At 72.4% G+C, this 21,138-nt stretch carries 15 protein-coding genes; 8 read left to right on the forward strand and 7 right to left on the reverse strand.

What is annotated here, in order from left to right; translation table 11 throughout:
* The first annotated feature begins 18 nt into the window (after window positions 1-18).
* Window positions 19-519: a mycothiol transferase gene (locus tag ACMCNO_RS25535; RefSeq protein ID WP_412751983.1), complete on the forward strand. Its 501-nt coding sequence runs from the start codon at window positions 19-21 to the stop codon at window positions 517-519.
* Window positions 520-522: 3 nt separating this feature from the next.
* Here the strand turns inward: ACMCNO_RS25535 and ACMCNO_RS25540 are convergent, their stop codons facing one another.
* Genes ACMCNO_RS25540 through ACMCNO_RS25550 form a run of 3 tightly spaced genes read right to left on the reverse strand, consistent with a single transcriptional unit; the run spans window position 523 to window position 4,867 of the window.
* On the reverse strand, window positions 523-1,986 hold the full coding sequence (locus ACMCNO_RS25540) for an ATP-binding protein (protein WP_412751984.1): 1,464 nt from the start codon (window positions 1,984-1,986) through the stop codon (window positions 523-525).
* Between the two features lie 2 nt (window positions 1,987-1,988).
* Window positions 1,989-3,647, reverse strand: a complete 1,659-nt coding sequence (locus ACMCNO_RS25545) for an FAD-dependent oxidoreductase (RefSeq protein WP_412751985.1) — start codon at window positions 3,645-3,647, stop codon at window positions 1,989-1,991.
* A 38-nt stretch (window positions 3,648-3,685) separates the two neighbouring features.
* The gene (locus ACMCNO_RS25550; protein ID WP_412751986.1) at window positions 3,686-4,867 is read right to left on the reverse strand and encodes an NAD(+)/NADH kinase; all 1,182 of its coding nucleotides are present in this window, start codon (window positions 4,865-4,867) and stop codon (window positions 3,686-3,688) included.
* A gap of 317 nt (window positions 4,868-5,184) precedes the next feature.
* On the opposite strand from ACMCNO_RS25550, the gene ACMCNO_RS25555 reads away from it, so the two are divergent.
* Both ACMCNO_RS25555 and modA read left to right on the forward strand, forming a co-directional pair.
* Window positions 5,185-6,837, forward strand: a complete 1,653-nt coding sequence (locus ACMCNO_RS25555; RefSeq protein ID WP_412751987.1) for a beta-1,3-glucanase family protein — start codon at window positions 5,185-5,187, stop codon at window positions 6,835-6,837.
* A gap of 325 nt (window positions 6,838-7,162) precedes the next feature.
* Window positions 7,163-7,948: a molybdate ABC transporter substrate-binding protein gene (modA, locus tag ACMCNO_RS25560; RefSeq protein WP_412753807.1), complete on the forward strand. Its 786-nt coding sequence runs from the start codon at window positions 7,163-7,165 to the stop codon at window positions 7,946-7,948.
* A gap of 163 nt (window positions 7,949-8,111) precedes the next feature.
* On the opposite strand, the gene ACMCNO_RS25565 is transcribed toward modA, so the two are convergent.
* The 3 genes from ACMCNO_RS25565 to ACMCNO_RS25575 all read right to left on the reverse strand — a co-directional run bounded on the left by ACMCNO_RS25565 (window position 8,112) and on the right by ACMCNO_RS25575 (window position 12,893).
* On the reverse strand, window positions 8,112-9,818 hold the full coding sequence (locus ACMCNO_RS25565; RefSeq protein ID WP_412751988.1) for a glycoside hydrolase family 13 protein: 1,707 nt from the start codon (window positions 9,816-9,818) through the stop codon (window positions 8,112-8,114).
* 128 nt (window positions 9,819-9,946) lie between these two features.
* Window positions 9,947-11,011: a LacI family DNA-binding transcriptional regulator gene (locus tag ACMCNO_RS25570; RefSeq protein WP_412751989.1), complete on the reverse strand. Its 1,065-nt coding sequence runs from the start codon at window positions 11,009-11,011 to the stop codon at window positions 9,947-9,949.
* Window positions 11,012-11,189: 178 nt separating this feature from the next.
* Window positions 11,190-12,893, reverse strand: coding sequence for a sulfatase (locus ACMCNO_RS25575; RefSeq protein ID WP_412751990.1), 1,704 nt, complete (start codon window positions 12,891-12,893; stop codon window positions 11,190-11,192).
* A 233-nt stretch (window positions 12,894-13,126) separates the two neighbouring features.
* On the opposite strand from ACMCNO_RS25575, the gene ACMCNO_RS25580 reads away from it, so the two are divergent.
* From ACMCNO_RS25580 to ACMCNO_RS25600, 5 genes are all read left to right on the forward strand, one after another.
* Complete coding sequence (locus ACMCNO_RS25580) at window positions 13,127-13,774, forward strand: TetR/AcrR family transcriptional regulator (protein WP_412751991.1); 648 nt, start codon at window positions 13,127-13,129, stop codon at window positions 13,772-13,774.
* Window position 13,775: 1 nt separating this feature from the next.
* Complete coding sequence (locus tag ACMCNO_RS25585; RefSeq protein ID WP_412751992.1) at window positions 13,776-15,512, forward strand: ABC transporter ATP-binding protein; 1,737 nt, start codon at window positions 13,776-13,778, stop codon at window positions 15,510-15,512.
* 34 nt (window positions 15,513-15,546) lie between these two features.
* Window positions 15,547-17,514 carry an ABC transporter ATP-binding protein gene (locus tag ACMCNO_RS25590; protein ID WP_412751993.1) on the forward strand — a complete coding sequence of 656 codons (1,968 nt, stop codon included), beginning with the start codon at window positions 15,547-15,549 and terminating at the stop codon, window positions 17,512-17,514.
* A gap of 88 nt (window positions 17,515-17,602) precedes the next feature.
* The gene (locus tag ACMCNO_RS25595; RefSeq protein ID WP_412751994.1) at window positions 17,603-18,466 is read left to right on the forward strand and encodes a family 16 glycosylhydrolase; all 864 of its coding nucleotides are present in this window, start codon (window positions 17,603-17,605) and stop codon (window positions 18,464-18,466) included.
* A 160-nt stretch (window positions 18,467-18,626) separates the two neighbouring features.
* A complete protein-coding gene (locus tag ACMCNO_RS25600; protein ID WP_412753808.1) occupies window positions 18,627-19,850 on the forward strand; it encodes a hypothetical protein in 1,224 nt (407 codons plus the stop codon).
* Window positions 19,851-19,857: 7 nt separating this feature from the next.
* On the opposite strand, the gene ACMCNO_RS25605 is transcribed toward ACMCNO_RS25600, so the two are convergent.
* On the reverse strand, window positions 19,858-21,087 hold the full coding sequence (locus ACMCNO_RS25605; RefSeq protein ID WP_412751995.1) for a YndJ family transporter: 1,230 nt from the start codon (window positions 21,085-21,087) through the stop codon (window positions 19,858-19,860).
* Window positions 21,088-21,138: the final 51 nt, after the last annotated feature.

A 21,138-nucleotide genomic window follows, 5' to 3' on the forward strand; every position in this document is an offset into this window, starting at 1 on the left:
CCCGAAGGAGCGTGCACGGTGAACGTGAGCGACACACTGAACGAGGCGTTGGGCCGGTTGCCCGACCTGGTCCGGGGCGCCGTCGAGGGCCTGACCCCGGAGCAGTTGCACTGGGCCCCGGCCCCTGGCGCCAACTCGATCGGCTGGCTGGTGTGGCACCTGACCCGGGTGCAGGACTCCCACGTGGCCGAGCTGCTCGACGCGGAACAGGTCTACCTGACCGGCGACTGGGCGGCCCGCTTCGGGCGCAAGCCGGACCCCGACGACTCCGGGTACGGGCACACGGCGGCCGAGGTCGCCGCGGTGCGGCCGGACAGCTGGCAGGCGCTGGTGGACTACTACACCGCGGTGCACGCGCGGACCCGCGACTACATCGCCGGGCTGAGCCCGGATGACCTGGACCGCGTGGTCGACGACCGCTGGGACCCACCGGTCACCCTCGGCGTCCGCCTGGTCAGCGTGATCGACGACGACGCCCAGCACGTGGGCCAGGCCGCCTACGTGCGCGGCCTGCTCTGACGGTCATGCTGAGGGCGGCTCGGCCACCGGCAGTCGCACCAGGAAGCGGGTGTCGCCCGGCTGTGACTCCAGCCGGATGTCGCCGCCGTGGCCGTTCACCACGATCCGGTACGAGATGTCGAGGCCGAGCCCGGTGCCCTGTCCCACGGGTTTGGTGGTGAAGAACGGCTCGAACACCCGCTTGCGCAGGTTTTCCGGGACGCCGGGCCCGGTGTCGCCCACGGAGACCACGACGTGGTCGTCGTCGGCGTACGTCGAGATGGTGAGCGTCCCGGCGCCGTCCATCGCCTGGATGGCGTTGTCGATGAGGTTCGTCCACACCTGGTTCAGCTCGGCGGGGTGCGCCGGGACCTGCGGCAGGGTGCGGTCGTAGTGCTTGACGACCGTGATCCCGTCGCCGATCTTGTGGTTGAGCATGACCAGGGTGCTGTCGATCCCCGCGTGCACGTCGATCCACTGGTGTGCCGCCCGGTCCATCTGGGAGTACTGCTTGGCGGCGGAGACCAGTGAGGACACCCGGCCGGTGGCGTCCTCGATGTCGCTCATCAGCTGCTCGGTCTCCATCGCGTACCCAATCCAGTGCACCGCCTGGTCCAGCAGGCCCGCGTCGATCTTGCGCTCGATCTCGGTGAGGCAGTCGGTGTCGATGCCCCCCTGGGCGAAGACCGGTGCGAGATCCCAGGCGCCGGTGATCTGGTGTTCCTCCATCCAGTCGCCCAGCTCGTCCTCGCGGTCGGCGGCCTGCATCGCGGTCAGGACGGGTGCCTTGGCGGCCCGCTCGATGACCTCCTCCTGGAGCTCCACCAGCGCGTCGAGCTGGGCGGGGGCGACCTTGCCGGCGGCCAGCATGCCCAGCTTGTGGCGCATCCCGGCGACCCGCTGGCGCAGTGCGCTGGTGGCCCGCGACGCCGCGGCGGCCGGGTTGTTCAGCTCGTGCATGAGCCCCGCCGACAGGGCACCGAGGGCGGCCAGCCGCTGCCGCTCGCTGACCACGGCCTGGCGTTCCCGCATGCCGATGGCCAGGCCCTCCAGCAGGTGGATCGCCATGGGGAACCAGTCGCGCATCATGTGGCCGAAGTCGGCCGCGGGCATGACGAAGAACTCGGCGTCGTCGAGCGCGCGCATCGACGCCTGGTAGGTGCGGGGAACCCCGTCGTCGCGCAGGTACGCCTGGGTGGCGCCCATGTAGACCCCGCGCTGCTCGGTCCGGACGGTCTGCACGTCGTCGTCGCCGACCCGGCGGGTCAGCGAGATCGTGCCGCTGAGCAGCATGAAGAACTGGTCGGCCGGGTCGCCTTCGCGCAGCACGAGCCCGCCCGCCGGGACCCGCATGGTGCAGCCGTGCTCCGCGATCCACCTCAGCTGATCGTCCGACAGCTTCTCGAACAGGAACAGGCTCCGCAGCTCATCCGTGGTGAGCTGACCGGGTTCGCAGGGTACGAGCCGCACCGCCTCGACGTCGGTCATGGTTATCGCGCCTCCAGATACCGGTGGACCAGCGTGACGGCCATCGCGCCCTCGCCGACCGCGGAGGCCACCCGCTTGACCGAGTTGGCTCGCACGTCGCCCGCGGCGAAGATGCCCGGCACGCTGCACTCCAGGTAGAACGGGTCGCGGTCGCGATCCCATCCCGGCGGGCGCTGCCCGTTGGTCAAGAGGTCCGGGCCGGTGTAGACGAAGCCGCGCTCGTCGCGGGCCACGATGTCGCCGAGCCAGTCGGTGCGCGGCTCCGCGCCGATGAAGATGAACAGCGAGCCGCACTCGACCGTGGTCCGCAGGCTGGTCTTGCCGTCGCAGATGGTGATCGCCTGCAGGTGACCCTCGCCCTCGGCGGCGACCACCTCGGAGCGGGTCCGCACCGTGATGTTGTCGATCCGGTCGAGCTGCTGGATCAGGTAGTACGACATCGAGGACTCCAGCGAGTCGCCGCGCACCAGCAGGGTGACCGTGCGGGCGTACCGGGCGAAGAACAGGGCGGCCTGCCCGGCCGAGTTGGCCCCGCCGACGATGTAGACGTCGGAGCCGGAGCACGACGGGCCCTCGGTGGCCGCCGAGCCGTAATACACCCCGGCCCCGGTGAGCTCGGCGACGCCGTCGGCCACCAGCGGGCGGTACGCGACCCCGGTGGCCAGCACGATCGCGTGCGCGGAGACCTCACCGCCGTCGGCGAACGTGAGGGTGCGCGCCGAGCCGTCCGTGCGCAGCCCCACCACCTCGCGGGTGTTGAGCACCTCGGCCGCGAACTTGCCCGCCTGCCGCCGGGCCCGGTCGGTGAGCTGGGCGCCCGAGATGCCGTCGGGGAATCCGAGGTAGTTCTCGATCCGAGAACTCTGCCCGGCCTGGCCACCGACCGCCCGCCGCTCCACCAGCAGGGTCTTGAGGCCCTCGGACGCGCCGTACACCGCGGCGCCGAGCCCGGCCGGGCCGCCGCCCACGATGATCAGGTCGTAGAAGTCGCGGTTCGGTGCGGTGGACAACCCGGCGACCTCGGCGACCTCGGCGGTGCCGGGCCGGGCCAGGGCCCGCCCGTCGGCCGTGACGACCAGCGGGATGGACTCGGGGCCGACCCCGGCCGCCTCCAGCAGGCGGCGGCCCTCCGGCTCGTCCGCCCCGAGCCACCGGTACGGCACGAGGTTGCGGGCGAGGAAGTCCCGGATCTGGTACGACGGCTCACTCCACCGGTGCCCGACCACCCGGATGTCGGCGACCTCCCGGTCCCCCGTGGCCAGCCACGCCTCCAGCAGCGAGTCGATCACCGGATACAGCTTCTCCTCCGGCGGGTCCCACGGCTTGAGCAGGTAGTGGTCGACGTCCACCACGTTGATCGCCTGGATCGCCGCGTCCGTGTCGGCATACGCGGTGAGCAGCGCCCGGCGCGCGTTCGGGAACAGGTCCATGGCGTGTTCGAGGAACTCGATGCCGTTGGTCTGCGGCATCCGGTAGTCGGCCAGGATCACCGCCACCCGGCCGCCGCGCAGCTTGAGATCCTTGAGGGCGTCGAGGGCGTCGGCCGCGGAGGAGGCGCGCAGGATGCGGTACTGCTCGCCGTAGCGGCGGCGCAGGTCGCGGGCGATGGCACGGGAGACGGACGGGTCGTCGTCGACCGTGAGGATGACGGGCTGGCCCATGCTCGGTCCGTCCTATCGGGGTGGGAAGCGGGCGATGGTCATCGGGAAGCCTCCCCTGGATCGGGCTCCACGGCCAGCACGTCGCGGAACTCGGGGTGCCGTTGCACGTACCCGGCGACGAACGGGCAGGTGGGGATGACGGCGGTGGCGCGGGCCCGGGCGTCGGTGAGCGCGGCCGCGGCCAGCCGCCCGGCCAGCCCCCGCCCCTCGTACGCCTGGTCGACCTCGGTGTGCCGCAACTCGACCCGGCCGTCGGTGCGCCGGTAGGTCAGCACCCCGGCGACCTCGCCGCCGAGGAGGATCTCGTACCGCGAGTGCTCGAAGCTGTCCACGACCGTGGCGTCCGCGGCGCTGCCCGCCGCGACCTGGGCGCTGCCCTCGACGCGCAGTTTGCGGCGGGCCCGCTCGTAGAAGGAGGTGCGGCCGAACCGGATGACCTGCGCGGCGCCCGGCGCCTGGTCGATGGTCAGCCGGTCGCCGCCGGTGGCGTGCCCGGCGACGATCCCGTCCACCTCGATCGCCACCCGGCCGCTGGTGGGCAGCACGTCGAGCGCCAGGTGCTCGCCCGCGGCCAGCATGAGCGAACGGTTGAACGACGAATGCGCGGCGGCGGCGCTGACCAGCAGTCCCTCCACATTGGGCGAGACGATCGGGCCGCCGGCCGAGAAGCTGTACGCGGTGGAGCCGGTGGGGGTGGCCACGATGACCGCGTCGGCCGCGTAGTTGACGAAGGTACTGCCCTCGACCGTGATACCGATCCCGGCGAGGCCGCTGCCGGGCACCCGGACCAGGGCGATGTCGTTGAACGCGGACACCTCGGTGCCGTCCGGCAGGACCGTGCGCACCGCGGCGCGGGGCTCGACCGTGTACCGGTGTTCGTCGATGGCGGACAGCGCCGACGGCAGGTCGGGCAGATCGACCTCGGCGAGGAAGCCGAGCCGGCCCACGTTGACCCCGAGCACCGGCGTCTTGCGCCCCTCGACCAGCCGCATCGTGCGCAGCATCGTGCCGTCGCCGCCGAGGCTGACCAGCAGGCCGGCCCGTGCGACGAGCTCCTCGGCGGAGACCGGCACGGCCCGGCAGTCGATCCGGCCGACCTCGTCGGGCAGCCCCAGCACGGTGACGTCGCGGGTGGCGGCCCAGTCCACGATCGCGTCGATCGCGGCACCGCAGTCCCGCCGCGGATGCAACACCAGCCCGACGACCTCGACCATCCCCATCGCCGCCCCCTCTGCGTGCCCCGGCCTTCAGCCTTGCACGCCGGTACGACAACGGCGAGCATCCGGTGGCGGCGCGGTGACCCGATTCGGCGGTCATTCATCACTACATCGGCCGTACCGAATTCGATGACCGGGGAAAAATGACTTTCGAAAAGTGTTATCGCCCACCGATGACGCATACCGCCATCGGCGGGCGACCGTACGTGACCGGCCGTGCTTAAAAGAACTTTATTGATCGAAAGAAAGAACCGCATGGCGCTCCCGAGTCCTGATAATCGTCGGGAACTGTTTCCCACATCTTCGGAGGCTCTTCCGCGATGCGCCGCAAGCGAACACTGATTCTGTCCGTCGCCGCCGCCGTTGCCGCGGCCGGCACCGCCTGGATCGCGCTGCCGGCCTCCGCCGCCGCCCCGACCGCCACGCTGCGCACGGTCGCCGACTGGGGCACCGGATGGCAGGCCGAGGTCACCGTCTCGAACACCGGGGCATCCCGGATGACATCGTGGACGGTCGAGTTCGACCTGCCGGAGGGCAGCAAGGTCGGCAGCTTCTGGGAGGCCGACATGAAGGCCTCCGGCAGCCATCGCACGTTCACCAGCCGCCCGTGGAACGGCGACGTCAAGGTCGACGGGCGGACCTCGTTCGGCTTCGTCGGCTCCGGCGCCCTGCCCACGAACTGCCGCCTCAACGGCCTGCCCTGCGGGGGCAGCGGCGGCGCGCCCGCCACGACGGCCGCCACCACGGCGCCCGCCACCCCGGTGGTGACGACCAAGGCGACCGTGCAGCCCACCGCCACGACCGAGGCGCCCCGCACGGACCCGCCGGCGACCCCGACCACCAAGGCCGGCAGCGACGACACCGCCCCGCCGCCCCCGGCTGCGGACCGGCTGCCGCTGAAGGTCAGCAACAAGACCGGGCGCGGCGAGGACACCTTCCTGTACGTCCTCGGCACCGACCTGAAGAGCGGCAAGCTCGGCTACGTCGACGCCGGTGGCACGTTCACGGCGTGGCCCGGGGCGGGTTCGCAGCCCGTACCCGCGCCGGACGTGTCGATTCCCGGGCCGAAGGACGGCGCCAGCACCACGATCAAGGTGCCGAAGGGCCTGTCCGGCCGGGTGTACTTCTCGTTCGGCAAGAAGCTGGACTTCCGGCTCACCGCGGGTGGCCTGGTGCAGCCCGCGCCGTGGGCCGGTGGCGACCCCAACCGCAACATCCTGTTCGACTGGAGCGAGTTCACTCTGGACAATGGCGGGCTGTTCCTCAACAGCTCGCAGGTCGACATGTTCGCGGTGCCGCACATCGTCAGCGTCCAGGGCGGTAACGGCACGGTGACCAAGACCGGTGAGCTGAAGAACGACGGCCGCGACAAGGTCATCGACGCGGTCAAGACCGACCCGGACTTCGCCAAGAGCGTCGTCAAGGCCGCCGACGGCACGGTGCTGCGGGTGCTGGCGCCGGGCAAGGCCGCCGACGCGGGCCTGATGGACCCGACGTACCTGGACACGGCCATCGACAAGGCGTGGGACGCGTACGCGAGCCGGACCCTGACCGTGGCGCCGTTCAGCGACCGGCCGGACACGAAGTTCTCCGGCCGCACCTCGGGCGACGTGCTGAACTTCACCGACGGCACCGGCAAGGTGGTGGCGTCGTTCCCGAAGCCCAGCACCGCGAACGTGTGGGGCTGTGACGGCGCACTGGGGGCGCCCAACGACCAGGTCGTCGGCCCGATCGCCCGGACCCTGTGCGCCGCGCTGACGCGCGGCACGCTGGGCACGCTCGACAACCAGCCCAGCGGCGGGGCGAAGGACTTCTACCGCGGCGAGGACCCCAACACGTACGCCAAGGTGATCCACCAGAACATGATCGACGGCAAGGCGTACGCGTTCGCCTTCGACGACGTGCAGAACCAGGAGTCTCTGGTGCACGACGGCGACCCGCGTACCGCCACGATCACGATGACCCCGTTCTGATCCGGAACCGACTGTCGAGCCGCCGCGGCGATTGCGCCGCGGCGGCTCGTACCGTTCAGATGGGCCGCCGATATCTGCGCAATGCCCTATTCTTCCCGGTAGGTGCGTCTGTTGCTGCGGCCAACCGGGCAGCCCCGAATGGCGTCCCCCGATGACCTCCGGGCCGATCCCGGCCTCGAGGTGGGTTCGACCGTAGTCCCGGTGGCCAGACCGACCACCGGGAAGATGCGGCGGAAGGACTGGGGTGAGGCGGCGACGCCGATCACGAGCACGCCGTCGCGGCACCGGGTCCGGAGCACCGGGCCGACGCGGGCCGCGACCACGGCTGCGGCTGACCGCGGCGGTGGTGGCCACGCTGCTGGCCTTCGCCCTGTCGGGGTCCTCGGCGGGGTGTGAGCGCGGCCGCAGGCCGACCACGACGATCGGGGACGCGCTGGCGGGCTCGGTGACCGTGCTGGCGGCCGCGTCGCTGAAGGGGGCCTTCGATCAGATCGGGGCCGCGTTCGAGGCGGCACATCCGGGCACGAAGACGACGTTCTCGTACGGCGGCAGCGACGACCTCGCCCGGCAGGTCGTCTCCGGCATGCGCGCGGACGTCTTCGCCGCCGCCAGCGCCGCCACGATGCGCACGGTCACGGACGCGGAATACGCCGTGGGCACCCCGGACACGTTCGCGCGCAACCAGCTCGTCATCGCCGTACCCGAGGGAAATCCGATGCGGGTGCGTTCGCTGGCCGACCTGGCACGGCCCGGGGTGCGGGTCGCGTTGTGCGCGGCACAGGTGCCGTGCGGCGCGGCAACGGACCGGGTGCTCGGCGCGGCCGGTGCGGCGCTCACCCCGGTCGCCCGGGAGCCGGACGTGCGGGCGACGCTCGCGACCCTCCGGCGTGGGGCGGCGGACGCCGCGCTCGTCTACCGGACGGACGTCCGGGCCGCCGGACCGGGTGTCGACGCTGTGGAGTTCCCCGAATCGGCCCAGGCGATCAACGCGTACCCGATCGCGGTGCTCAAGAACGCGCCCAACCCGGCCGGCGCCGCGGCCTTCGTGGCGTACGTGCTGGGCCCCCAGGCCCAGCAGATGCTGGCCGACGCCGGGTTCCAGCGGCCCTGAGCCGCCCGCGCGGAAGCGGGACGGCGGACCCGGCCGGTCCGGGTACGCCGACGTCCACCGGGGAGGCGAGGACGTAGGCGCACCCGGACTGCGCCGGCGCCCGAGCGGGGAAGCGGGGCGCGCGGCGCGGCCGGCCCGTCCGTGGACGGGCGGGTCCCCGCGGTCAGGCCACGGACCACCACACCGTGGTGTCCGCGGGGATGAGCACCTGCGCCGCCGCGTCGTCGACCGGGCCGCTGGCCAGCAGCGCCTGCCCCGGCTTGGCGACGGCGATCGGCGCGTCGGTCAGGTTGACCGTGCACCGGAACGCGGAACCGTCCGCCGCGGCCCGCTCGAAGACGAGCAGGCCCTCCGGCGCCTCCAACCAGGTGAGATTGTCCGGCGCGCCGAGGGCAGGCAGCGCGCGGCGCATGAGCAGGGCCGACCGGTACATCTCCAGCGTGGACTCGGGCACCCCGTCCTGCGCGGCGACGCTGAGCTGTGCCCAGCTGTCCGGCTGCGGCAGCCAGCTCGGGCCGCCCTCGGGGCCGAAGCCGTACGGGGCCGCGTCGCCGGACCACGGCAGCGGCACCCGGCAGCCGTCGCGGTAGCCGTCCTGCCCGGTGGCGCGGTGGAACGCCGGGTCCTGTCGCACCTCCGGCGGCAGGTCGATGACCTCGGGCAGACCCAGCTCCTCACCCTGGTACAGGTACGCGGAGCCGGGCAGGGCGAGCATCAGCAGGGTGGCCGCCCGGGCCCGGCGCAGCCCGGCGACCGGGTCGGCAGCGGTGGGGCGGCGCCCCGCCGCGTCACCGGAGACCGAGCCCATGAGCCGGGTGGTGTGCCGCACGACGTCGTGGTTGGACAGCGTCCAGGTCGGCGGGGCGCCGACCGAACGCATGGCGACCAGCGACTCGTCGATGATCCTCCGCTGCGCCTCGACGGTCCAGGCCGCACCGAGGTAGCTGAAGTTGAACGACTGGTGCAGCTCGTCGGGGCGCACGTACTTGGAGAGCCGCTCCAGGGTGGGCGCCCACGCCTCGGCGACCGCGATGCGTTCGCCGGGGTACTCGTCGAGGATCTGCCGCCAGCTGCGGTAGATCTCGTGCACGCCGTCCTGGTCGAAGCAGGGGCTGACGGCGACGTCGAGCAGGTGCAGCTCGCTGGCGTCGCCCGCGTCCGGCAGACCCTCGGCCTTGCACAGGCCGTGTGCCACGTCGATGCGGAAGCCGTCGGCGCCCAGGTCGAGCCAGAACCGCAGGATGGTGCGGAACTCGTCGGCGACCGCGGGGTGCTCCCAGTTGAAGTCGGGCTGCTCGGGGGCGAACAGGTGCAGGTACCAGTCGCCGGGCGTGCCGTCCGGGTCGGTGGTGCGGGTCCAGGCCGGGCCGCCGAACAGCGACTGCCAGTCGTTGGGCGGCTCGGCGCCGTCCGCGCCCTTGCCGGGGCGGAAGTGGTAGCGGTCGCGGGCGGGCGAGCCGGGGCCCTCGGCGATGGCGCGGCGGAACCACTCGTGCTGGTCGGAGGAGTGGTTCGGCACCAGGTCGACGATGACCCGCAGGCCGAGGGCGTGCGCGTCCGTGATCAGCTCCCGGGCGTCGTCGAGGGTGCCGAACATCGGGTCGACCGTCCGGTAGTCGGACACGTCGTAGCCCGCGTCCGCCTGCGGCGATGCGTAGAACGGCGAGAGCCACACCGCGTCGATGCCCAGCTCCTGCAGGTACGGCAGGCGGCTGCGGATGCCCGGCAGGTCGCCGATGCCGTCGCCGTCGGAGTCGGCGAAGCTGCGCGGGTAGATCTGGTAGATGACGGCGTCGCGCCACCAGGGCGTGGGGCCGGCTGCACCGGCGGCGTTGTCGTCCGCGGTGGCGACGGTCAGTTGATCGGTCATGGGTCCTCACTGCGAGGTCAGGCACCCCGAAGGGACGGTTTTCGGGTACGTGAGAGGGGCCACGGTAGCACGTGACTAACACGTTTTACTTCACGAGTTAGCCACGATGGAAGGCCCCAGCGCGGGATTTACGCCCGAACGGTCGGCGGGGAGGTCGAATCGCGTACCACCAGTGACGTGCCGAGCACCTGGTGTGGATGCTGGTCCTCACCGCGGATCGCGGAGATCAGGAAGTCGGCGGCCGTCCGGCCCTTGGTCACGATCGGCTGGCGCACCGTGGTCAGTCGGGGACGGAACCAGGCAGACTCCGCGAGATCGTCGAAACCGGTCACGGACACCTCGCCCGGCACGTCGACGCCCAGCTCGTGCAGCGCGTCCACGGCGCCGTACGCCAGCACGTCCGACAGCGCCAGGATGGCGGTCGGCCGGTGCTCGGCCATCAGCGACCGGGTCACCTGATACCCGTCCGTACGGGTCACCGGCACCTCGGCCAGCGGCACGTCCGCCCACGTCATGCCGACCTCGGCCAGCGCCTCGGCGATGCCGTCCAGGCGGCGGGCCAGCGGCCCCCAGTGCTCGCCCGGCTCCGGGCCACCGGCGCCGATCGACACCACCGCGATCCGGCGGTGGCCCAGCTCCAGCAGGTGCCGGGTGACGTCCCGGGCGCCGCCCTGGTCGTCCACGTCCACGCTGGGCGCCCCGGACTGCCCGTCGCTGTCGATCAGCACGAACGGGATGTTGCGCCGCTGCAACTCGGCGACCTCGCCCCGGTCGGTCTCCAGCCCGCAGACGATGAAGCCGTCCACCGCCGCGTACGGGATGGCCTTGAGCACCGAATCCTGCAGCGGCGGGGTCAGCAGCAGCGTGTACCCCTCCTGGTCGCACACCTGCCCGGCGCCCATGAGGAAGCGGGCGTAGTACGGGTTCTCCAGGATGCGGGCCAGCCGCTGCGGCAGCAGCACGCCCAGTGACTGGGTGGCCCCGGACTGCAGCATCCGGGCCAGCGTGTTCGGCGTGTACCCGATCTCCTGGGCGACCGCCATGATCCGGTCCCGCGTCGCGGCCGAGATGCGCTGCGGGTTGTTGAACGCGAACGACACCGCCGAGCGGGAGACCCCGGCCGCCGCGGCCACGTCACCCGACGTCGGCTTGCGGCCTCTGCCCGGCTCGGCACCGGCCCTCTTCGATGCCATGCGCCCCGATTCCGCTGATGTTGATGGGGCGATCACGATATCGCGGACGGCACCCGGTGCGCCGCCCAGGACGGGCACGGCGCGCCGCGCGGGACAATCCGGTCGCGGCGGGTGTGGTCAGCGGAGTTCGGTGGGCGCGGTCAGCGGACCGCGGCCGCGGCGCTCAGCAGGCCGCCGGTCAATGCGGGTCGCCCTGCGGGCCGAAGGTGGTCAGGAAGCGGTCCCGGAACGCGTCCATCGGCCACACGGGCGCCTGCGGTCCGGGCTTCAGCCCGTCCTGCCAGCCCCAGGAGGTGATCCGGTCCAGCACCCGGGCGTCCTTGGCCACGATCGTCACCGGCACGTCGTGGCTGGCGTGCTCACCGGCCACGATCGGGGCGGGCTGGTGGTCACCGAGGAAGACCAGCACCAGGTTGTCGCCGCCGTACTTCTGCGCCCAGGAGGTCAGCGCCGAGACGGAGTACGCCACGGACTTCGCGTACTCGGCACGCACCCGCTTCGGGTCCTTCCACACCTCGTCCGGGGACTGCCCGGCCGCGGCCTGCGCGGCGAAGACCGAGCCGTCGCCGACCGCGTCCCAGTCCACCATCTGCGGCAGCGGCGCCCACGGGGTGTGGCTGGAGGTCAGGGTCACCTCCGCGAACATCGGCGCGCGGCCCTTCCTGCCGTACTCGTTGCGCTGGAAGGCGGCGAGCGTGTACTGGTCCGGCATCCGCGACCAGCTGAAGTGCGGGCCCTGGTACCCCAGGTTCCGCGCGTCCCAGACCCGCCGGTAGCCGTAGAAGTCGCCCTCCGGCCACGCGTAGGTGTTGTCCGGCTCGACGCCGACCGTGTCCCAGCCCGCCCGCTTGAACGCCCCGGTCAGGGTGAGCCGGTCGGTGGAGACGAGGCTGCGGTAGCGCTGCTGGTTGCCGATGGACAGCCCGGACTGGAACGTCGAGTGGGCCAGCCAGCTGTAGCCGCCGAACGTGGGCGAGGTCAGCCACGCGCTGCGGGTGGCGAACCCGGCCGCGGTGAGCTGCCTGGTGCCGTCGGCCAGCACCGGATCGACGTACTGGGCCAGCGCCGGGTCGTCGATCGCGGACCGGCCGTAGCTCTCGATGAACGACACCACGACGTCCTTGCCCGCCAGATCGGTGAGCAACTGGTTGCCCGGGGTGTCGCGGAAGCCGTCCACATCGACGGCGCGCTCGAACGCCCGCTGATCGTGGACGCCCTGGCGGACCAGCAGGGCCCGCTCGCGGACGAAGTCGGTCTCGCTGCGCGACGCGACCGGCAGCCCGGGCACCACCTGGGCGCCGAGGGTCGCGCAGACCACCCACGCCGCGGTGAGCCCGATCCCGGTGCGGGTGGCGGCGGTGCGGTGCCGGGCGACGACCCCCGACAGCCGCAGCGCGGCCAGCGCCGTCAGCACGACCACGGCCACCGCGAGCACGACCACGCCGGCCGCCGCGGCGCGGGCCCCGGCGTGGCCGATCGAGTCCTCCAGGACCCCGAGGCCGTCGTCGAGCAGGCCCCAGTCGGCCACCAGGTCGAACTGCCGGTTCAGGAACGACCAGAAGCCCAGGTCGAGCGCCTTGACGAGGGTCAGCAGGCCGAGCGCGGCACCGCCGGCCAGGGCCACCACGCTGCGTGCCCGGCCCGGCAGCACCACCAGGACCGCGATCCCGAGCAGCGCCTCGACCGGCAGCCGCAGGAAGGCGCCCGGCGTGAGCTGGCCGAGCTGGTTCGGCACCAGCAGGGCCGCCAGGATCAGGACCGCGGAGAGGACCGTCAGCGTATGGCGCAGCACGATCCGCCAGGTGCGCCGCGGGGCGGCCTCGGCGCCGGGGGCGTCCGTGGGGGCGGACGGCGGCGGACGCAAGCGGGTGAGAAGCGACACCGGGGTTCCTTCGATACTTGGCGGAGCAGCGACAACACCTAGTGACACGTCCGTGCCGCCGGGTCGGTTCACCGGCACGGGTCGGCGGACCCTACACCGATGAACTCGATCATTCACGGCCCATCCCTGGTCACCTGAAGAAGCAGGTCACCCGGTCCGATCGGGTGACCTGCGGCGACACGCATGACAAAAGTCAGTGGCTGAGTGAGTGCTCGCTCATTAGCATCGTCCGGGTGACATCCCAGGAACGCCGCCGCCGGGTCCCCGCCCTGGCGCCCGCGGAACGCCGCGCCGCGCTGGTGGCCGCGACCGTGCCGCTGTTGCACCGGTGCGGGCTGGAGGTGAGCACCCGGCAGATCGCCCAGGCCGCGGGCGTCGCCGAGGGCACCATCTTCGGCGTCTTCCCCGACAAGCAGTCGCTGGTCGTGGCCGCGCTGATGCAGGCCCTCGACCCGCAGCCGACCCTGGACGCGCTGGCCGCCATCGACCCGCGCGCCGGGCTGCGGGCACGCATGACCGAGGCCGCCGACCTGATCCACCGGCGCTTCGCGGGCAACGCCCACCTGATGGCCGGGGCCCGCCGCCTCGCCGGGCCCACCGAAGCCGATCCGCAGGCCCGGCACGCCATGGCCACCTCCCGGGAACGGCTGCTCACCGCGCTCACCGCGGTCATCGAACCCGATGCCGCCCGGCTGCGCCGCCCACCGGCCGCGGTGGCCCGGCTGCTGCTGCTGTTCTGCGGCGCCAACACGTACGGGCCGTTCGGCGATCCGGAACTGCTCGACGGCGCCGAGACGGTGTCACTGCTGCTCGACGGATTGCTGGCCCATCCGGACCCCGACCACCGACCTACCCAGACCGAGACCCCGAAGGTGCCGTGAGGTGCTGATCAAACTCATGCGGGCATATCTGCGCCCGTACCGGAAAGACATCGCCCTTGTCGTCGTGTTCCAGTTCCTGCAGACACTGGCGACGCTCTATCTGCCCACACTCAACGCCGACATCATCGACCACGGCGTGGTCACCGGCGACACCGGCCACGTGATCCGGGTCGGCGCGACCATGCTCGGCATCACCGTGATCCAGATCGCCGCGCAGATCGTCGCGGTCTACTACGGCGCGCGCACCGCCATGGCGGTGGGCCGCGACGTCCGGGGCGCGATCTTCGGCCGGGTGCAGGACTTCTCGGCCCGCGAGGTCGGCCAGTTCGGCGCGCCGTCGCTGATCACCCGGACCACCAACGACGTCCAGCAGGTACAGATGCTGGTGCTGATGACGTTCACGCTGCTGGTCTCGGCGCCGATCATGTGCGTCGGCGGCATCGCGCTGGCGCTGCACCAGGACGTACCGTTGTCCGCGCTGATCCTGGTCATCGTGCCGGTCCTGATCATCCTGATCGGGTTGATCGTCTCCCGGATGCGGCCGCTGTTCCGGTCCATGCAGGTACGCATCGACCGGGTCAACCGGGTCATGCGCGAGCAGATCACGGGCATCCGGGTCATCCGGGCCTTCGTCCGCGACGAGCACGAGCAGGATCGGTACGGCGCGGCCAGCCAGGACCTGATGGACGTCTCGCTGCGCGCCGGGCAGCTGATGGCCCTGATGTTCCCGACCGTCATGCTCGTGGTGAACGTGTCCAGCGTGGCCGTGCTGTGGTTCGGCGGGCACCGCATCGACACCGGCGAGATGCAGGTCGGCGCGCTCACCGCGTTCCTCAGCTACCTGATGCAGATCCTGATGTCGATCATGATGGCCACGTTCATGTTCATCATGATCCCGCGGGCCGAGGTGTGCGCCGACCGCATCATGGAGGTCCTGGGCACCGAGTCCAGCGTCCGCCCGCCCGCCGACCCGGTCCGCGCGCTGCGCGGCCACGGCCACCTGGAGTTGCGCGACGTCGACTTCCGGTACCCGGGGGCCGAGGCATCCGTGCTCTGCGGGATCGACCTGGTGGCCCGCCCCGGCGAGGTCACCGCGATCATCGGCAGTACGGGCAGCGGCAAGACCACGCTGCTCGGCCTCGTGCCCCGGCTGTTCGACGTCACCGGCGGCCAGGTGCTGGTCGGCGGCGTCGACGTCCGGGACCTGGACGGCGAGCTGCTGTCGCGCACGGTCGGCGTGGTGCCGCAGAAGCCGTACCTGTTCACCGGGACGGTCGCGTCGAACCTGCGCTACGGCAACCCCGACGCCACCGACGAACAGTTGTGGCAGGCGCTGGAGGTGGCGCAGGCCCGGGAGTTCGTGGAACGGATGGACGGCGGGCTTTCCGCGCGCATCGCCCAGGGCGGCACGAACGTCTCCGGCGGCCAGCGCCAGCGCCTCGCCATCGCCCGGGTGCTCGTGCACCGGCCCGAGATCTACCTCTTCGACGACTCGTTCTCGGCACTCGACTACGCCACGGACGCGGCGCTGCGGGCCGCCCTCGCGGAACGCACCGCCGACGCCACCGTGGTCATCGTGGCGCAGCGGGTCAGCACGATCCGCGACGCGGACCGCATCGTCGTGCTCGACGACGGTTCCGTGGTGGGCACCGGAACGCACGCCGAGCTGATGGACACCAACCCGACGTACCGGGAGATCGTTCTCTCCCAGCTCACCGAGCAGGAGGCAGCGGCATGACCGAGCGCAGCGACAGCATGTCCGGGGGTGCGGCATGACGGCGCCGGTTCGGCGGCCACCGCCGCCCATGGGTGGGCCCGCCGCGCGGATGATGGCCGGGGGCATGCCGCCGGAGAAGCTGGAGGACTTCCGGGGTTCTACGAAACGGTTGCTCGGGCTGATGCGGCCGCACCGGTGGCTGGTCGCGATGGTGTTGCTGCTCGGCGGCGGCAGCGTGTTCCTGTCCGTGCTCGGGCCGCGGCTGCTCGGGCACGGCACGGACCTGATCTTCTCCGGCGTGGTCGGCAAGAGGCTGGGCGAGACGATGCCCGGGCTGACCAAGGACCAGGCCGTGGCCGTGCTGCGGGCCAATGGCGAGACCAACCAGGCCGACATGCTGGCGTCCATGGACGTCGTGCCCGGGCAGGGCATCGACTTCGACCGGCTCGCCCACCTGCTGGCCTGGGTGTTCGTCGTGTACGTGTGCGCCTGGGTCTTCGGGGTGCTCCAGGGGCGGCTGACCGCCCGGGTGGTGCAGGCCACCGTGTTCCAGCTGCGGGCCGAGGTCGAGGCCAAGCTGTCCCGGCTGCCGCTGTCCTACTTCGACAAGCAGCCGCGCGGCGAGGTGCTCAGCCGGGCCACCAACGACACCGACAACATCGCCCAGACGTTGCAGCAGACGTTCGCCCAGCTCGTCACCGCCCTGCTGATGATCATCGGGGTGCTGGGCATGATGTTCTGGATCTCGCCGCTGCTGGCGCTGATCGCGGTGCTGACCGTGCCGGTGTCCGTACTGATCACGACCGTGATCGGCAAGCGCGCGCAGCCGCAGTTCGTGGCGCAGTGGGGCACCACCGGGCGGCTCAACGGCCACATCGAGGAGATGTTCACCGGGCACTCGCTGGTGCGGGTCTTCGGCCGCCAGGCCGAGGCCGCCGACACGTTCCGGCAGCACAACGACAAACTGTACGCATCCAGCTTCCGCGCCCAGTTCATCTCCGGGCTGATCCAGCCCGCGATGATGTTCATCGGCAACCTCAACTACGTGCTGGTCGCCGTGGTGGGCGGCCTCCGGGTCGCCTCGGGCAGCCTGTCGCTGGGCGACGTGCAGGCGTTCATCCAGTACTCGCGGCAGTTCAGTCAGCCGCTGACCCAGGTGGCCAGCATGGCCAACCTGGTGCAGTCCGGGGTGGCCTCCGCGGAACGGGTGTTCCAACTGCTCGACGCGGACGAGCAGAGCCCCGACCCGGCCGGCCCGGTGCTGGCCGGGCCGGTGCGCGGCCGGATCGCGTTCGAGGACGTGTCGTTCCGCTACCTGCCGGACTCCCCGCTCATCGACCACCTGTCGCTGGCCGTCGAACCCGGACAGACCGTGGCGATCGTCGGCCCCACCGGCGCGGGCAAGACCACCCTGGTCAACCTGCTCATGCGCTTCTACGAGGTGACCGGCGGCCGGATCACCCTGGACGGGGTGGACATCGCCACCGTGCCCCGGCCGGAGCTGCGCGAACACATGGGCATGGTGCTACAGGACACCTGGCTGTTCGGCGGCACGATCGCGGAGAACATCGCGTACGCCGCCGACGACCCGACCCCGGAGAAGATCGCCGCGGCGGCCGAGGCGGCGCACGTGGACGGGTTCGTGCGCATGCTGCCGGACGGCTACGACACCGTCATCGACGAGGAGGGCTCGAACGTCAGCGCGGGCCAGAAACAGCTCATCACGATCGCCCGGGCGTTCCTGGCGGAGCCGAGCATCCTGATCCTGGACGAGGCGACCAGTTCCGTCGACACCCGGACCGAGGTGCTGATCCAGCGGGCGATGACCTCGTTGCGGGCGGGGCGGACCAGCTTCGTCATCGCGCACCGGCTGTCCACGATCCGCGACGCGGACGTCATCCTGGTCATGGAATCCGGCGCGATCGTGGAACACGGCACCCACGACGAGCTGATCACCGCGGGCGGCGCGTACGCCCGGCTGTACTCGGCCCAGTTCGCCGAGGCGGCGGTCGAGGTGGACTGAGCGACCCACCGTCCCGACCGCGCCCGAGGCTCGCTATCGTCGCCCGCAACCGGCGACGCCGGATGAACCGGAGGTCGACCCACTCCCCATGCTGCGCACGGCCCGCCCACCAGGCCTCATGGCCCGTCCCCCGTTCCGGGTCCGGTCCGTCCGGGTGCTCGCGGCGCTCGTGCTCGGCGCCGCCGCGCTGGCGATCCGGGGTGACGCGGCGCCGTCACCCGGTCAGCCCACCGGATCGGGGCCCTGGCGGCTCGTCTGGTCCGACGAGTTCGACGGCACCGGCATCGACCGGAGCCGGTGGCACCTGCGCCGGCGTGAGGGCCGCGACGTCGACGCGGGATGCAATGTGGACAGTCCGCGGAACGCGTTCGTCGCCGGCGGCACCCTCACGCTGCGGGCGCTGCGCGAGGACGTGCCGTGCGGCCGGGCGACCCGCCGGTACACCCAGGCGTATCTGGACACCGTCGGCAAGGCGTCCTGGACGTACGGCCGGTTCGAGATCCGCGCCCGGTCGCCCGGCCGCCCGCACACCTCCACCGGAGTGTGGCCCGCGTTCTGGCTGCGGCCCGACGACGGTGGCCATGGCGAGATCGACGTGACCGAGCTGCCCGGCGGCGCCGCCTGGTACGACCGGTCCACCGCGGCGATCTTCCACGACTACTCGCCGGTGAAGCAGGACACCAGAATCGCGCTGCCCGGCGGCGGCCACCCCGGCGACGGATTCCACACGTACGCGACGGAGTGGGACGCCACGTCGCTGCGCTGGTACCTGGACGGGGCCCTGGTGTGGACCCGGGATCGCGGCACGACCACGTGGTTCGACGAGGTGTTCCACAAGCCGTACAACATCCGGCTCAACCTGCAGGTCGGTGGCTGGCTCGGCGAGCCGGACGCGCGGACCGCCTTCCCCGCCGACTTCGTCGTCGACTACGTCCGGGTCCACCAGCGCTGAGCCCGGTGCCCCGATGCGGGGGGACCGCTATTGTGTCCGCGTGCGGCAGCATTCCATCCGCGTCGATGTCCCCGGCCAGCGCCCGCCGCCGGATTCACTCGTCAGCCCGGCACCGGACCCGGGCGACGGCCCGGACGATCCGCGCGGGCGCGGCGACGGGATCGGCTGGGTCACCCGGGCGGTGTTCGGCGACCCCCGGCTGCGGCTGAGCATCGGGGCCGACCCGGGCGCCGCGGTCGCGTACGCGGTGGTCCCGTCGCTGGACCGGGCCCGGTTCCTGCTGCCGCTGGCCGGGCGCCGGGTGACCGCTGCGTCGGTGCTGGCGTACAACGCGCTGCGGCCGCCCCGGGTGCGTGCGGGCCGGACCGCGGTGGGGTTGCTGGCCCGGGCCGGAGCGCTGCGGCTGACCCGCGCGCCCGTACTGTCGGTCCATGTGCCTGCCGGGGTGGACCCGGCCGAGGTGCTGCTCTGCGCCCACCTGGCCGATCTGCTGGGGGTGCCCGGACTGCACGCCGCCATCGGCATCCGCCCGCCGGACCCGCACCACAAGCCGACGCTGCAACTGTTCGACGACGCGGGACGCCCGCGCGGGTACGCGAAGATCGGCTGGAACGACGGCACCCGCGCGATGGTCCGCGCCGAGGCGGCCACCCTGGCCGCCCTGCCCGCGCCCGGCGGTGAGCTGCCCGTGGTGCCGGGGCTGGTCCTGCACACCCGGTGGCGTGACCGGGAGGTCGCGGTCGTGGCGCCGATGCCGCGCCGGGTCCGCCGCCTGCGCAGCCCCGGCGAACCCCGGCTGACCGCGATGCTCGCGGTCGCCCGCCGGGGTGGCCCGGCCGCGGCGCCGCGTGCGCTGCGCGACTCACCGCTGCTCAGCGACTGGCGCCGCCGGGCAGCGGGCGCCGCCGCGGCCACCGCGGAGTGGGGGGCGCACCCGGCCGCGATGTCCATCGGCGCGGCCATCGATGCGATCGAGGCCCGCGACGGCGCGCTGGCGGGGGAATTCGGGGACTGGCACGGCGACTGGGTGCCGTGGAACATGGCCCGGCACCGCGGCCGCCTGTACCTGTGGGACTGGGAGAACCGCGGGACCGGCGTTCCGGTCGGATTCGACCTTGCGCATCAGGCGTTCCAGACGGCGCTGTCGTTGCGGGGGCGGCCCGCACCGGACTGCGCGGACGCGGCCGATGCGGCACTGCACCGGTACGGCCCGGCCCTGGGACTCGACGTGGCCCGCCAGCGGATGGTCGTGGACGCCTACCTGGTGGAGCTGTGGCTGCGGACGTTTGAGCTGTCGGGTGGCGCGGCCGGGTGGAATCCGCGGTTGCATCCCGCCCTGCTGCAGGTGTTGGCGGCGCGGCTCGGCACCGCCCCGCCGCGGTGACGACCCGTCAGGCCAGGGACGGGCGTTTCGCCCCCGCCCGGCGCAGCACCGCCGCACACCGGGCGATGAACAGCCGCTGCGCCACCGGGACCGCCGGCCCGGCGAGCCGGGCGGCCAGCACGACGGGCCGGGAACGGACCGCCACGTCGAACCGCACCACCCCGTCCGCTCCGATCAGCACGGTGAACCGCTCGTCACCCTCGAAGGTGTGGCCGGGTAGCGCACGGTAGTGCATGACGGTGCGGTCCGGTTCCCGTACCACCTCGATCACCTCGCACGGCTCGGGCAGCCGCAGCCGTCCGACCCCGACCTGGGACAGCATGTGCTGGCCGGTGTTGGCGGGCGGGGTGTCCGGCGAGATCCAGGCGCCCGCGCGGCGGTGCATCTGCCACCCCAGCAGCGCGGCGGACGCGGCCTCGAACCGCTCCCGCCCGGTGCCGATCCGGTGCGACCAGCGGTGGGCGGACCAGGGCTGCCGGCGGCCCGCCCACGCCACCACGAGGGCGGTCAGGACCGCGGCGGCGTTCAGCACCCCGTGCGTCAGCACCATCCAGGTCAGGCTCAGGTGCGGGACGGCGACCAGTTGGCCGGCCGCGTAGAGCACGGCCAGGGTCATGGTCACCAGGCTCAGCGCCAGCAGCGCCCGGGCGGCCCGGCCGGTACGGGCGGCGATCGCCAGCCACAGTGCCGCGCTGAGCAGGCCCGCGCCGAGCAGCTCGACCACGTCTCCGGCATCCTCCCCGAGCGGTGTCCGGCCGATCAGGAAGCCGAGGCCGACCACCGCCACGGCGGCCGGTGCCAGCCGGCCGGGCCCCCGGTGACGAACGTCCACCAGCGAGAGCAGCAGGAGCGCGCCGAAGCCCGCGACGTGGAAGTGCGCCGCGGTCAGGCCCAGGACGTCCACCGGGAAGCCCAGCAGGGTACGTCCGGCCCGCTCGGCCACCAGCCCGACCGCGGCCACCGGCAGGCAGGCCGCCGCGAAGGCGACGAGACGGTCCCGCCGCAGCACGACCGGCACCGCCAGGCAGGCCACCAGGTAGGGCACGCAGAGCAGCGCGGCGAACACTCCGCGCGGCAGGAACAGCGCGGTCACCGCGGGCAGCGCCACGGCCGGCCACCAGCGCGCCAGGCCGCGACCCTGGCCGAGCACCCCCAGCCCGAGCGGCACGAACAGCGCCACGCACACGGCCACCACCACGTGCAGCCCCACCCAGCCGGGTCCGGTCAGCCGGTCCATGCCATCACCCACTCTTGAACGCGTTCAACTTGAACGCGTTCAAGCTAGCAT

This window comes from Krasilnikovia sp. M28-CT-15 (genome assembly GCF_047159595.1).
GTDB lineage: Bacteria > Actinomycetota > Actinomycetes > Mycobacteriales > Micromonosporaceae > Actinoplanes.